The organism is Microbacterium esteraromaticum, from assembly GCF_028747645.1.
In the GTDB taxonomy this organism is placed as follows: Bacteria; Actinomycetota; Actinomycetes; order Actinomycetales; family Microbacteriaceae; genus Microbacterium; species Microbacterium esteraromaticum_C.
In genome coordinates this window covers 1,335,250-1,348,617 of the sequence record NZ_CP118100.1, presented here as the reverse complement: position 1 = coordinate 1,348,617, position 13,368 = coordinate 1,335,250, and the positions used below count along the sequence as shown (strand labels likewise).

Annotated in this window: 15 protein-coding genes, 1 tRNA gene and 1 other RNA gene; 6 read left to right on the top strand and 11 right to left on the bottom strand. The window is 67.6% G+C overall.

All coding sequences use genetic code 11. The annotated features are described in order from the left end of the window. Nucleotides 1-9 precede the first annotated feature (9 nt). On the bottom strand, nt 10-1,197 hold the full coding sequence (locus tag PTQ19_RS06160) for a substrate-binding domain-containing protein (protein ID WP_179411071.1): 1,188 nt from the start codon (nt 1,195-1,197) through the stop codon (nt 10-12). 180 nt (nt 1,198-1,377) lie between these two features. Here PTQ19_RS06160 and PTQ19_RS06155 point away from each other — a divergent pair, with 180 nt between their 5' ends. Continuing rightward, nucleotides 1,378-1,860, top strand: coding sequence for a YbaK/EbsC family protein (locus PTQ19_RS06155; RefSeq protein ID WP_274368828.1), 483 nt, complete (start codon nt 1,378-1,380; stop codon nt 1,858-1,860). Between the two features lie 2 nt (nt 1,861-1,862). Here PTQ19_RS06155 and PTQ19_RS06150 read toward each other — a convergent pair whose 3' ends face one another. Continuing rightward, complete coding sequence (locus PTQ19_RS06150) at nt 1,863-2,348, bottom strand: hypothetical protein (protein WP_206550017.1); 486 nt, start codon at nt 2,346-2,348, stop codon at nt 1,863-1,865. 118 nt (nt 2,349-2,466) lie between these two features. Further along, nucleotides 2,467-2,542: transfer RNA gene (locus PTQ19_RS06145), tRNA-Lys, on the bottom strand. A 122-nt stretch (nt 2,543-2,664) separates the two neighbouring features. Here PTQ19_RS06145 and PTQ19_RS06140 point away from each other — a divergent pair. Both PTQ19_RS06140 and PTQ19_RS06135 read left to right on the top strand, forming a co-directional pair. Next, nucleotides 2,665-3,474, top strand: coding sequence for an inositol monophosphatase family protein (locus PTQ19_RS06140; protein ID WP_274368827.1), 810 nt, complete (start codon nt 2,665-2,667; stop codon nt 3,472-3,474). Between the two features lie 33 nt (nt 3,475-3,507). Then, a complete protein-coding gene (locus PTQ19_RS06135) occupies nt 3,508-4,089 on the top strand; it encodes a hypothetical protein (RefSeq protein ID WP_274368826.1) in 582 nt (193 codons plus the stop codon). A 42-nt stretch (nt 4,090-4,131) separates the two neighbouring features. On the opposite strand, the gene PTQ19_RS06130 is transcribed toward PTQ19_RS06135, so the two are convergent. After that, nucleotides 4,132-4,329 (bottom strand): hypothetical protein, encoded by a 198-nt coding sequence (locus PTQ19_RS06130; protein ID WP_179411075.1) that lies wholly within the window; start codon nt 4,327-4,329, stop codon nt 4,132-4,134. A gap of 117 nt (nt 4,330-4,446) precedes the next feature. On the opposite strand from PTQ19_RS06130, the gene PTQ19_RS06125 reads away from it, so the two are divergent. Beyond that, on the top strand, nt 4,447-5,052 hold the full coding sequence (locus PTQ19_RS06125; protein WP_179411076.1) for a TetR/AcrR family transcriptional regulator: 606 nt from the start codon (nt 4,447-4,449) through the stop codon (nt 5,050-5,052). Between the two features lie 85 nt (nt 5,053-5,137). On the opposite strand, the gene ssrA is transcribed toward PTQ19_RS06125, so the two are convergent. Further along, nucleotides 5,138-5,507: a transfer-messenger RNA gene (gene ssrA, locus PTQ19_RS06120) on the bottom strand. Between the two features lie 156 nt (nt 5,508-5,663). Here ssrA and PTQ19_RS06115 point away from each other — a divergent pair. Beyond that, nucleotides 5,664-6,323: an SIMPL domain-containing protein gene (locus PTQ19_RS06115; protein WP_274368825.1), complete on the top strand. Its 660-nt coding sequence runs from the start codon at nt 5,664-5,666 to the stop codon at nt 6,321-6,323. Nucleotides 6,324-6,339: 16 nt separating this feature from the next. On the opposite strand, the gene hflX is transcribed toward PTQ19_RS06115, so the two are convergent. Beyond that, complete coding sequence (hflX, locus tag PTQ19_RS06110; RefSeq protein ID WP_274368824.1) at nt 6,340-7,848, bottom strand: GTPase HflX; 1,509 nt, start codon at nt 7,846-7,848, stop codon at nt 6,340-6,342. Nucleotides 7,849-7,919: 71 nt separating this feature from the next. Here hflX and PTQ19_RS06105 point away from each other — a divergent pair, with 71 nt between their 5' ends. Further along, the gene (locus PTQ19_RS06105; RefSeq protein WP_274368823.1) at nt 7,920-8,564 is read left to right on the top strand and encodes a class I SAM-dependent methyltransferase; all 645 of its coding nucleotides are present in this window, start codon (nt 7,920-7,922) and stop codon (nt 8,562-8,564) included. A gap of 29 nt (nt 8,565-8,593) precedes the next feature. On the opposite strand, the gene dapF is transcribed toward PTQ19_RS06105, so the two are convergent. The 5 genes from dapF to PTQ19_RS06080 form a co-directional block, all read right to left on the bottom strand. Continuing rightward, a complete protein-coding gene (gene dapF / locus PTQ19_RS06100; protein ID WP_179411083.1) occupies nt 8,594-9,466 on the bottom strand; it encodes a diaminopimelate epimerase in 873 nt (290 codons plus the stop codon). A 9-nt stretch (nt 9,467-9,475) separates the two neighbouring features. Beyond that, on the bottom strand, nt 9,476-10,006 hold the full coding sequence (locus PTQ19_RS06095; protein ID WP_274368822.1) for a dihydrofolate reductase family protein: 531 nt from the start codon (nt 10,004-10,006) through the stop codon (nt 9,476-9,478). Nucleotides 10,007-10,043: 37 nt separating this feature from the next. After that, a complete protein-coding gene (gene miaA, locus PTQ19_RS06090; protein WP_274369040.1) occupies nt 10,044-10,952 on the bottom strand; it encodes a tRNA (adenosine(37)-N6)-dimethylallyltransferase MiaA in 909 nt (302 codons plus the stop codon). A 5-nt stretch (nt 10,953-10,957) separates the two neighbouring features. After that, nucleotides 10,958-12,508: a tRNA (N6-isopentenyl adenosine(37)-C2)-methylthiotransferase MiaB gene (gene miaB, locus PTQ19_RS06085; RefSeq protein ID WP_274368821.1), complete on the bottom strand. Its 1,551-nt coding sequence runs from the start codon at nt 12,506-12,508 to the stop codon at nt 10,958-10,960. A 66-nt stretch (nt 12,509-12,574) separates the two neighbouring features. Then, nucleotides 12,575-13,363, bottom strand: coding sequence for a regulatory protein RecX (locus PTQ19_RS06080; RefSeq protein ID WP_274368820.1), 789 nt, complete (start codon nt 13,361-13,363; stop codon nt 12,575-12,577). Nucleotides 13,364-13,368 lie beyond the last annotated feature (5 nt).

Genomic DNA, 13,368 nt, shown 5'->3' with positions numbered 1-13,368 from the left:
TGCCCGGGGTCACGGTGCGACGTCGGCGGCCGGAACCGTCGCGACCAGCTCAGGGGTGAACGTGTCACCGTCGGCGATGAGCTTGGCCTGGTACATGTCCTGCAGGAGCGCGTGGTCATCGGCGCGCACGGTGTTCGTGCCCTTGGGGCCCTCGAACTCGAAGCCCTCCAGTGCCGCGATCATCGCGTCGACGTCACCCTTGCCCTCCTTGACCGCCTGGACGAGCATGATGGCGGCGTTGAAGCCGTCGGGGCTGAACAGATCAGCCTCGGCACCAGCGGCCTCGAGTCCCTCGAGCATCGCCGTGTTCACCGCGTTGTCGGGCGCGGCGCCGAAGTAGTGGTTCAGGAAGTTGATCTGCTCGGAGGCGACGCCGTACGCGCCGAACGTGGCACGGTCGCCGAGGCCGGTGACGACGGGAATCTCGTCGAGAACGGCCTGCTGGCTCATGGCCTGCCACATCGCACCCGAGGTGGCACCGGCCCAGGCGACGAAGACCAGGTCGGGCTCGGCGGTCAGCACCTGCTGGGCGAACGGGGTGAACTCGGTGACGTCTTCGGCCACGAGCAGCGGCTCGACCGTTGCACCCTTGCCGCCGAGGATCGCCTCGACGGCCGCGACGTTGCCCTGGCCGAAGGCGTTGTTCTGACCGAACACGACGATCTTCTTGCCCTCGATGTCATCGAGGAACATTCCGGCCGTGGCGACGTCCTGCGCCGACTGGCGTCCGGAACGGAACGTGTAGTCGTTGATGCCCGTGACGGCGTCGGCCGCCGCGGGACCCGAGATGAAGAGCACCTTGTTCTGCTCTGCCTGCTCGGCCATCGCGAGTGCGACGCCGGACGAGGCGCTGCCCATCAGGATGTTCACGCCGTCGCCGATCAGCTCCTTGGCGGCGGTCACCGCAGTGTCGGCGTCGCCGGCGTCGTCGCGGTTCTCGATGACGATCTTGATGCCGTCGACTTCACCGGTGCCGTCGGTTGCGTAGTCGAGCCCAACGGCGAACGCGTCGAGGTACTGCTTGCCGTAGCCGCCCAGCGGCCCGGTCTCGCTGGTGATCATGCCGACGCGCACCTCCGCGGGCGCGCTGTCGCCGGAGTCAGCCCCACTGACATCCGACTGCGGCGCACAGGCCGACATGACAAGGGCGGCGGTTGCGAGAACCGACCCCAGGAGCAACTTCTTCGTAACCCGCATCTGGATGCCTTTCATCGATGGAAGGTCGGGAACATGAAACCCGATTCAGGTATTGGAATGCTAAGCCCGCCGCCCCACGACGTCAAGTGGGCGACGGAGAGGCACGCGGCGCCGGACCCGCGCCGGTTATCCTCGTGATGGCTGCGACCCGCAGCATCCGAGCGAAGGAGCCCGACCCCCGTGACCGCCGCAGACTCCCTTCCGGCCCGCAGCCGCATCGTGCACGACCAGCTCGCCGACGCAGGAATCGAGGGACGCATCGTCATCCTCCCCGACTCCGCCCGCACGGCCGCGCTCGCCGCAGAGGCCATCGGATGCCCGGTAGGAGCCATCGCGAACAGCCTCGTCCTGGTCGCCGACGGGGATCCCCTCCTGGTGATGACGAGCGGCGCCCATCGCGTCGACTTCGGCGTACTGGCGGCGAGCATCGGCGCGGCCGAGGTGACCATGGCACCCGCCGCGGTCGTGCGCTCCGCAACCGGGCAGGCGATCGGCGGCGTCGCGCCGATCGGGCATCCGACGCGGTTGCGCACCTACATCGATGAGGATCTGCGCGACTTCACTGAGGTGTGGACCGCGGGCGGCACCCCCGACACGGTGATGCCGCTGAGCTTCGCTCAGCTGCAGCACCTGACCGCGGGCCGCGTCATCCGCGTCGCGTAGCGCTATTCGACCATCAGATCGTCGATCTCGAGATCCTCGTCGAGCAGGCAGTAGATCACGAGGTCGGGAAACTCGCTCGCTGCGACGTAGAGCAGTGTGAGCCCTCCGTCTCCGAACACGATCACGCCGTCGAGGACCAGGTCTTCTCTGATCGCCTGAAGCAGCTCGTCGTAGTCCAGATCCTCGTCATCCTCCTGCGCCGCATCCGCGAGCTCTTCTGCGACGTCGATCTCGCGGCCATCGAGGATCTCCTCGGTCAAGCGCGCCAGAGCGTGCTGAACCGTGTCCTGCATCGCATCCAGGTCGGGAAGGTCCTCGGGCTCGACGCCCTCGTCGTCGTCGTCGACCTCATCGACGTCGCCATCGTCGGGTCGCTCCAGCTCTTCGTCGAACTCGTACTCGACAGTCACGCGGCGCTCGCCGGGCAACACCGCGGTGGCCGTCAATGCGCCGTCCTCGTCGGTGTCGACATCGTCCAGGTCGATCATGAGAACCTCCCTGTCGACATGCTCCCACCACGAGCCGCGGGATGGAAGGGCACCGACCGTGACCGAATCGTGAACATGAGAAAGCCCCGGAATCCGAGAGGGATTCCGGGGCTTCATCTGGTGCGCCCCCAGGGACTTGAACCCTGAACCCATTGATTAAGAGTCAATTGCTCTGCCGATTGAGCTAGAGGCGCATTTTTCGGTGAACCCGAACGAGGAATTACATTACCAGCGGCTGGGGGTCGCACCAAATCCAGGTCATCCCGGGCGCGTTGCAGCGCCCGCCGCGGCCGGCCACCCCGTCTATCCTGGACAGGTGACCGTCTCCCCCACAGCCACGGACCACGCCGACGACCTCGCCCTCGCCCTGCGCCTGGCCGATGCGGCAGACGCGCAGTCCCTCCCCCGTTTCGACGCCGCCGACCTGCAGGTGTCCCTCAAGGCCGACCGCTCGCACGTCACCGATGCCGACCTCGCAACGGAGCGCGCGATCCGCACGCTGCTGGCCGAGGAGCGCCCCCGCGATGGGATCTTCGGCGAGGAGTTCGGCGCCGAGGGCGACACGCATCGTCAGTGGATCATCGATCCGATCGACGGCACGGCGAACTTCCTGCGCGGCGTCCCGCTGTGGGGCACCATGATCGCGCTGGCCGTCGACGGCATCCCCCAGGTCTCGGTGGTCAGCATGCCGGCACTCGGTCGCCGCTGGTGGGCCGCCACCTCGCACGGCGCCTGGACCGCGACCCCTCAGGGTGATCGACGTCTTCAGGTATCCACGGTCGACGCGCTCGAAGACGCGAGCGTCAGCTTTCAGAGCATCGGCCAGTGGGCGGATGCCGGGAGGCTGCCCGAGCTGATGGCCGTGGCCGATGCCGTGTGGCGCGATCGTGCGTACGGCGACGTCTACAGCTACATGCTGCTCGCTGAAGGCCGCATCGACATGGTCGCCGAGTTCGACGTCAAAGAGTACGACATCGCCGCGGCCGTGCCGATCGTACGAGAAGCCGGTGGCCGGATGACGGCATTCGACGGCACCGAGACCCTGTCGGCCCTGTCGACGCTCGCCACAAACGGCGCTCTGCACGACCCGTTCCTGTCCCTGTTCCGCGCCGCCCGCCGCTCCTGAGCGACGCGCGCACCCCTCCTCCCCAAGAGTCCTATGCGTATCCGTCTTCCCCTCGCCGCCGGCGCCCTGCTGGCGTCACTGTCCCTCGCCTCGTGCGCCGCCGACGCGTCGCCGCAGAGCGCACCCACGTCCCCTGCTGCCCCCCAGACGACCGAGCCCGCCCCTGCTGCCACCGCCACGTCTGCACCCCCTGAAGAGTCGACGCCCGAGCCGGTCGCCGACCCGACGTGCGAAACGATCATCTCGTCGGGCACGGCCGAGGCTCTGACCGAGCAGGGCTGGACGTACGAGCAGGAGGAGTTCCGCATCGGCGAGACCCTCGTCGAGGAGGGACTGCTGTGCATGTGGGCCGACTTCAGCACGGCATCCGACCATGGTCAGATGTACGCCTGGGGGCCGATCAGCGCACCATCTGCGGAGACCGCTATGGCGGGTCTGCAACGCGACGGCTGGCTGCGTTCATCCGCAGGCGGGCGGCAGTACTTCACGGAGGATCCGGCCTACGCGCTGGCGACCGACTCCGACGGGTTCGGAATGACCTACGAGTTCGGCGACGGCTGGGTGAAGTTCGCCGACACCAAGCAGAGCCTGCTGCTCATCGATTGGGAGGGCTGAGGCAGGCCGAAGTGGCGCCGCCTGACGGCGGCGCCACGAGGCTCACTGCTGGTTCTGGTTCCAGTTGTCGGCGCGCTTGGTCGCCGACCCGCGCTGACGCATGACGTACGCCATGGCAAGGCTCACCAGAAGGATGCCCGCCGTGAAGGCGTATGCCTGACCGGTCGGGAGTTCGTGCGAGATCCCGAAGAGGACGAACCCTCCGAGGAACAGAACCAGGAACACGATGAAGTCGACCACGTCGAAGCCCTCCAGATCGTCGGATAACCTCTCCAGCTTAGTCTGCGCACCACCTGCCGGATGCCGCTCCACCGCACCCGACCGCAGTATCTTTGACGATATGCCGAAGAGGATGCCATGGGTGTGACCGGTGCGCGCCCCGCCCGTCGCGGGCGCCCGGGCCATGATCGTGCCGACGTGATCCGCGCCGGTGTGGAACTGTTCAACGAGCAAGGGTACGACGCGACCTCGGTCGCCGATCTGACCGGCCGGCTCGGGGTCACCAAGTCGGCGCTGTACCACCACGTCGATTCGAAGGCGCAGATCCTGCAGATCGCCCTCGATGAAGCACTCGGTGGGCTCGAGGAGGCGTTGGCGACCGCGTTGGACCAGCCCACGGCCGAGGATCGCCTGACCGCGATCGTCGGCGGCGCCGTTCGCGTGCTGACCGCCCGTCAACCGCAGGTCACCCTGCTGTTGCGTCTGCGCGGCAACAGTGAGATCGAGATGAACGCCCTGGCTCGCCGACGACGCTTCGATCACACCGTGACCGAACTCGTCCGCGAGGCGCAGGCCGAGGGGCTCGTGCGCAAGGATCTGGACGCCGGCGTCGCCACCAGGCTCATCTTCGGGATGATCAACTCGGTCGTCGAGTGGTACCGACCCGACGGCGCTGTGGATCCAGACCTGCTCGCCCGTGAAGTGATCGCCGTCACGCTGGACGGGATCCGCCCGCGGACGTGAGACCCCTGCGAATGGCTGCGCAGACGAAAAAGCCCCGCGCCGCCGAAGGATCTCGGTGACGCGGGGCTTCCACAGTGACAGCGGTTGGTGGAGCTGGGGGGAATCGAACCCCCGTCCGACGCTGAAAATCCACGTCTTCTCCGGGCGCAGTCTGTAAGAGCGTTCTGCTCGGCTCCGACCTTTGTCACAGACACCTAAGTCGACGAGCCCAGCCTGGGAAGAGTCCCACGTGACGTCCAGACGCCATCACGCAGCAAGATCCCTAGATGACGCCAGGGTCCGTATCGGGATCACATACGGTCTGACGGACTATCGGGCTCGCTTAGGCAGCGAGGGCGAAGTCGTTGCGCTTGGATTCGGCAACTATGGTTTTGCAGGGAGCGTTCACGAGATAACCCTGCATCCTCGGCCCGCTTCTCGTCGATGTACAGGCGCCGTCGAAACCGATCAGCCCCGTGAACCTTCTCGCGAAGGAGCCGCTGTCACACTGTGGAGTTACCAACCGGGTACCGAAGCACCCGAGCATCAAAGAGTACAACGAATCCGACCCAGCCGCCATTCCTGCAGTTGCGTTCCCTCTTTGCACACCCGCGTGTCGTACAGTCACTGGCATGACTGAAGTCACCATCACGGTCCGCGGCGAACACGAACTGCGCGTCGCGCCCGAGCGCGCGACGCTGCACCTCACCGTCTCCTGCGACGGCCCCGATCGCGCAACGGTCGTCGAGCACGCTCTGGCCCAGGCCACCCCTGTGCGCGACGGCATCACGACGCGCGAGCAGTCCGGCAGCATCACGGCCTGGACCAGCCAGCGGCTGAACGTCTATGCCGAACGTCCCTGGAACAACGAAGGCAAGCGGCTCGCTCCGGTGTACCGCGCGAGCATCGACTTCACCGCCACCTTCTCGGACTTCCCAGAGCTGTCGGTCTGGGTCACCGAGCTATCGGTCACCGACGGCGTGGCGGTGGGCGACGTCGACTGGCATCTCACCCCCGAGACCGAACGCGAGGTCGAGCGCGAGGTCGCCACCCAGGCCGTCGCCGTCGCCGTCTCACGCGCCCGCGCCTACGCCGAGGCCCTTGGTTTGCACGAGGTGACGCCGGTGGAGATCGCCGACCGCGGCCTGATCTCGGCCGGTACTCCGCCGATGCCCATGGCCACGGCCCTGCGCGGCGGCGCCATGGCCATGGAAGCCGCACCCGGCATGGAGTTCCAGGGTGAGGAGATCACCGTCTCCGCCGAGGTGGAGGGGCGCTTCACCGCATCCTGAGCCGCACCGGAGCTGCTCAGGACATCGCGAACGGAGCCAATTCCGCAGCCAGCCGCTCGGATACGTGCGCATGCACCTCGGTACCCGTCTCGCGGTGCTCGGCCGAGATCAAGACACCGGTCTCGTGCACGGCTGCGACCAGGTCGCCGCGGTCATACGGCACGAGGGCCTGAACCTCGACGGCCGGCATCGGCAGCATCCGCTCGATCGTCGCGCGCAGCTCATCGATGCCCTCGCCGGAGCGGGAGGAGACGAAGTGCGCGTCGGGCGCCAGCCCGCGCAGCACGAGCCGCTCGTCCTCACCGATCAGATCGGCCTTGTTGAAGACCACGATCTCGGGGATCTCACGACCACCGACGTCGCCGATCACGTCCCGCACCGTCTGCAACTGAGCGGACGGGTCGGGGTGCGAGCCATCGACGACGTGCACCAACAGGTCGGCCTGCCCGACCTCCTCCAGGGTGGAACGGAACGCCTCGACCAGCTGATGCGGCAGATTGCGCACGAACCCGACCGTGTCGGTGAGCGTATAGACACGCCCGTCGGCGGTCTCGGAACGGCGCACTGTGGCATCCAACGTCGCGAACAACGCGTTCTCGACGAGCACGCCGGCGCTGGTGAGAGCGTTGAGCAGGCTCGATTTGCCGGCGTTGGTGTAGCCGGCGATCGCCACAGACGGAATGGTGTTGCGCTTGCGCTCTGCCCGCTTCGCATCACGCGCCGGGGCGAAATCGCGGATCTGCTTGCGCAGCTGCGCCATGCGCGTGCGGATGCGGCGGCGATCCAGCTCGATCTTCGTCTCACCGGGACCGCGCGAGCCCATACCCGCACCGCCGGCACCGACCTGGCCACCAGCCTGGCGGCTCATGGACTCACCCCAACCGCGCAGGCGCGGAAGCAGGTACTCCAGCTGGGCGAGTTCGACCTGGGCCTTGCCCTCGCGGCTCTTCGCATGCTGGCTGAAGATGTCGAGGATCACCGTCGTGCGGTCGATCACCTTGACCTTCACCACGTCTTCCAGAGCACGCCTCTGGCTGGAGGCCAACTCGGTGTCGGCGATCACGGTGTCGGCACCGACAGCAGCGACGATGTCCTTGAGCTCCTGCGCCTTGCCGCGGCCGAGATAGGTGGCCGGATCGGGGTGCGGCCGTCGTTGCAGAAGCCCGTCGAGCACCACCGCACCGGCGGTCTCGGCCAGAGCGGCCAGCTCGCGCAGCGAGTTCTCGGCGTCATCGTGCGCACCCTGCGGATACACGCCGATCAGCACGACGTTCTCCAGCCGCAGCGCGCGGTACTCGACCTCGGTGACATCCTCGAGCTCGGTGGACAGTCCCGCGACGCGCCGTAGCGCGTGCCGGTCATCCAGATCCCATTGCGCACCGTCCGCGTCGGTGTGCGCTGCGGTCGCGGTGTCTTGCAGCGCCTGCGCGGAGCCGAACACTCTCGGCTGCACACGCGGCTCTGCGTGCGACAGCACGCGATCCAGTGCGTCGTGTGCGGTGTTCTCGTCGTTGGTGTTCGTCATTCGGTACTGAACTCTGCCCTCTCTGAAACGGCGCCTTAACCTTAGCCCGCCCTATCCGGTACGCTCACTGAATGGCGTCCGACCACTACTTCACTGCGGCCCCGGCGAGCCCCGAGAACCTGCGGACGATCCGGGTGAACCTCGCCGGTCGCGATCTCGAACTCACCACTGCCGGCGGTGTGTTCAGCCCCGACCGTCTGGACGTCGGCACCTCGGTGCTTTTCGCCAACATGCCGCCCCTTCCGCCCGGCGGCGACTTCCTCGACCTCGGCTGCGGATGGGGGCCGATCACCCTCACCATGGCGCTCTCCGCACCCCATGCCACGATCTGGGCAGTCGACGTCAACGAGCGCGCTCTCGACCTCACCCGCCGCAATGCGGCCAAGCTCGGGCTCACAAATGTCAACGCGGTGCTGCCCGAAGATGTTCCCGACGACGTGCGTTTCCGTACGATCCGGTCGAACCCACCGATCCGCATCGGCAAAGAGGCGCTGCACGGCATGCTCGAACGATGGATCCCCCGCCTCGACGAGCGCAGCGACGCCTGGATGGTCGTGCAGCGCAACCTGGGGTCGGACTCTCTGCAGCGTTGGATGGCAACCACGTTCGGTACGGGCTACAGCGTGCAGCGTGCCGCGACGGGCAAGGGTTTCCGTGTGTTGAAGGTGCGCCGACACGGCACCCCACCCACCGAGCCGATCGACGTGCCCGCATAGCGCAACCGCGCCGCGCACACCCTGGGCACTCAGGCCAGGTCGATCTCACCCCGGTAGACCAGCTGTGCCGGACCGGACAGCCCCACGTGCTCGCCGTCCTCGGCGGCGAACATGCGAACGCCGAGCACACCACCGGGCACTTCGACCCGCCACTGGTCGGGCGCGCGCGTGCCTGCCCAGTGCCGCACCGCCAGAGCCGTGGCTGCAGCGCCCGTACCGCAGCTGAGCGTCTCGCCCACACCCCGTTCGTGCACGCGCATCCGCACATGTCCGATGCCGTCGCGCACGAGCGGTTCTCCGGGCACGACGAATTCGACGTTCGCCCCGCCGACCGGAGCCGGCTCCAGCAGCGGCGACGGGTTCAGGTCGAGGCCATCCAGCTCCTCGTCGGATGCCAACGCCACGACCACGTGGGGGTTACCCAGGTCGAGACCGAGCCCCGGACGCGCGATCGAGAGACCGGCGGCGCGTGCGAGCGGTTCACCGCCGGCGAGATGCCAGCGCCCCAAGTCGACCTGGTAGCCGGTCTCGCTACGCATCACATCGCGGACACCCGCACGAGTACCGATGGGCACCGTCGACCCCGGTTCGAGAGTCGCAAGGCCGGCCCGCAAGAGGTAGTGCACGAAGACGCGGATGCCGTTGCCGCACATCTGCGCCGGGGAACCATCGGCGTTGCGGTAGTCCATGAACCACTCGGCGTCGGGCTCCTCAGCCAGCGAAGCAGCGCCCTCATCGATCGCGGCGGAACGCACCACTCGGAGCACACCATCTGCGCCAATACCGAAATTGCGGTCGCACAGCGCCTGCACCTGGGTCGCCGTGAGGTCGTTCTCGCCGTTGACGTCCTCGATGATCACGAAATCGTTGCCGGTGCCGTGTCCCTTGGTGAATGCGACCATGGTCCCAGTCTATTCAGCGCGCCGCACACGGTGACGCGCGCACACGAACGAACGGTTACGGGCGACGTCGATCAGTTCGAGGTCGAGCGCCCGCGGCAGCACGGGTGCTCCGGCGCCGAGCGTCACCGGCGCGTACTGAATCCATACTTCGTCGAGCAGGCCCGCGTCGGCGAACTGGCCCGCCAGATCTCCCCCACCGACGATCCACACGTCCCGGCCGCCTGCCGCCTCGACCATCTGTGCATGCACGTCGCGGACGTCGGCTCGGGTGAGACGCACGTCGGCACCCTCCGGCACATCAAGCTCACGCGTGGTGAACACCCAGGCCGGCTGCTCGTACCCCCACTGTCCCCCTTCGTTGTCCATCACCCATTCGAACGTGTGCGCGCCCATCGCCAACGCACCGATCGAGGCGATGAACTCTCCGTACGCCATCGGCCCGTCCTCGTCGATGTCCTGCGGGAGAAGCCAGTCGAGCGAGTGGTCTTCGGTGGCGATGAAACCGTCGAGGCTGGAAGCGGTGTAGAAGTGCGTGGTCATCCAGCCATCATCACGCCGACCACCGACATCGCGGCGCTCAGCGCAGAACAGCCCCGCCGGAGGTGCCCGATTCGAGCCACTCGATGTCCGGATAGCGCTTGAACCATGACACCTGGCGCCGCGCGTACCGTCGCGTGAGCGCCTGGGTCTCGGCGATGGCATCCGCCTCGCTCTTCTCTCCGCGCACCTGCGCGAGCGCCTGGGCGTACCCGATGGCCCGTGCAGCCGTGGCGCCGCGCTCGAGGCCTCTCTCACGCAGCGCTTCGACCTCCTGCAGCATGCCGTCCCGCCACATCCGCTCCACGCGACGGTCAAGGCGCTCCACGAGCACCTCGCGCGGCGCATGCAATCCGATGATGCGGGTGTGCGGATGCCACAGCTCGGGGCGTTCGGGGAGCGCCGCACCGTGCGTCTGCCCGCCCTGTTCAAGCACCTCAAGGGCGCGCACGATGCGCCGCGGATTCTTCGGATCGATCCGCGCGGCGGCGGCCGGATCCCGCTGAGTCAGACGCTCCAGGAGCACTCCGGGGCCGCGTTCGGCGAGTTCGGACTCCAGGCGCGCGCGCACGGCGGGGTCGCGGGGCGGGAACCGGAAGTCGAAGATCACGCTGGAGACGTACAGTCCAGACCCGCCGACGAGAATCGCGTCGCCACCGCGGGAGTGGATATCAGCGACCGCCGCGCGCGCTAACGGCTGATACCAGGCGACGGCCGCCTCCTCGGTGACGTCGCGGACGTCGAACAGGTGATGCGGGATCCCCCGCCGCTCGGCCGGCGACAGCTTCGCCGTGCCGATGTCCATGCCGCGATACAGCTGCATCGCGTCGACGTTCACGATCTCGGCAGGGTTGCCCTGCTGCCGCAGGGCCTCGGCGAGCTCAAGCGCGAACTCGCTCTTGCCGGTGCCGGTCGCGCCGACAACGGCCCACACCCGTGGGGGTCGGATGCCCGTCACCCGTCGACGCGGAGCGTCGGCAGCCCCAGCGAGACGGCGCGGGGTGCGCCTGACTGTCCGGCCGGTGCCGGCACACCGCAGGTCTCGGCCTGAGCGCGGTCCCATGCGTCGCCGCCGCGCGTGCGACGGATGCGCAACGGCGCACCTGTCGGATCGTCCGCGAGCAGATGGAAGGGAGCACCGTGGGTGATCGTCACGGTCACCATGTCTCCGGGGCGTGGCAGCTCCGAACCGGGTGTCACCTCGAAGTGCACCAGGCGGTTGTCTTCCGCACGTCCGGTGAGGCGGTGGGTCTCGGCGTCCTTCTTGCCCTCGCCCACCGAGACCAGTACCTCGATCTCGCGACCGACCTGTTTCTGGTTCTCTTCGAGCGAGATGCGCTCCTGCAGCGCGATCAGCCGCTCGTAGCGCTCCTGCACGACGGCCTTGGGGACCTGGTTCTCCATCGTCGCGGCCGGCGTGCCCTCACGGATGGAGTACTGGAACGTGAACGCGCTCGAGAAGCGGGACTGCTCGACGACGCGCATGGTGTCTTCGAAGTCCTCGTCGGTCTCACCCGGGAAGCCCACGATGATGTCGGTGGTGATGGCTGCATGCGGGATCCGCTCGCGCACCCGATCGAGAATGCCGAGGTACTTCGAGCTGCGGTACGAGCGTCGCATAGACCGCAGGATGCTGTCACTTCCCGACTGCAACGGCATGTGCAGTTGCGGCATCACGTTGGGCGTCTCCGCCATTGCGTCGATCACATCGTCGGTGAATGCGGCCGGGTGCGGGCTGGTGAAGCGGATGCGCTCCAGTCCTTCGATCTCGCCCGCGGCGCGCAGCAGCTTGCTGAACGCCTGTCGGTCGCCGAACTCCACACCGTACGAGTTCACGTTCTGCCCCAGCAGCGTGACCTCGATCGCGCCGTCCTCGACGAGCAGACGGATCTCGTTCAGGATGTCACCCGGTCGGCGGTCCTTCTCCTTGCCACGGAGGCTCGGGACGATGCAGAACGTGCAGGTGTTGTTGCAGCCGACCGAGATCGACACCCAGCCGCTGTGCGCCGAGTCGCGCTTGGTGGGCAGCGTCGAGGGGAAGATCTCGAGCGACTCGAGGATCTCGAGTTCGGCCTCGCCGTTGTGACGTGCGCGCTCAAGCAGACCGGGCAGCGATCCCATGTTGTGCGTGCCGAAGACCACGTCGACCCACGGCGCCTTATCGAGGACGGCCTGCTGGTCCATCTGAGCGAGGCAGCCGCCGACGGCGATCTGCATGCCCTCATGCTTGTCCTTACGGGACTTCAAGTGACCCAGCGTGCCGTAGAGCTTGCCCGCTGCGTTGTCGCGCACCGCGCAGGTGTTGATGATGACGACGTCGGCGTCCTCACCGGCATCCGAGCGAACATACCCCGCACTCTCCAGGGAACCCGAGAGTCGTTCGGAGTCGTGCACGTTCATCTGGCAACCGAAGGTACGCACCTCGTACGAGCGCCGGCGGCCATCGGCGCCGACCGCCGCCGCCGAGGGCGCGATGATGGTCGGTTCACTGCGCGGAGTAGTCATGGTGACAGCTATTCTACGAGGCCTCGCGCCTATTGGGATCGGGGCCCGCCATCTGCCGGCGCGCGCTCACTCCGAGTCCACGAAGCGCACACCCGAGCGGGCACCGCTCGCACCCCTGCCCGCTTCGCGGAGCGCAGTACGAGCAGCGTTCATCGCCACCGATCCCCCGTACCCACGACGCGCGAGTTGGCCCAGCAATCGGCGCAGGGCGGTGTCGGACTCGAGCCGCGTCATGCCCGGCGCCTTGCTGCGTGCGAACTCCAGAGCCCGTTCGGCATCGTCATCAGGCAACTCCGACAGAGCCTCCTCGGCGATGTCGCGGGGAATCCCCCGCTGCGACAGCACCCGCGCGAGCGCGACCCGCCCCTGCCCTTTACGCTCTGCACCCGAGGTGACCAGTAGCTCGGCGAGTGTTCGATCGTCGATGTATCCGCGATCGCTGAACTCGTCGATGATCTCGTCGATGGTCTCCCGGTCGAGATCGTGCTCGCGCAGAACCGCCCGAGACTCGGCGACCGAGAGCGCCTTGGAGCGCAGCTTGCGTACAAGCGCCTCTTCGGCTCTCTCGCGCAGCTTCACGGACTCATCGTCCATGCCCTCCCGAGCGTCGTCCCGCGCGTCCCGGGCGTGCGCCGCGTTCAGAGCACGCAGCGCGACGGTGCGTTCCGCGTGGTCGAGTGCAGCGGCGGCGCGCGCCGCCGGAGATGTCTCGTCCAGCTGAGGGGCTGCAGGCTCTCGCGCGGGGCGTCCACGCTCGGCCCCGGCGGTGGGCCTGCCGACATCGACAGACCCACCGAAGATCGGGATGACCGGGGCGAGGTGTTCGCGGCCGTCGTCCTGACCAGTGCCGTTCATGATGA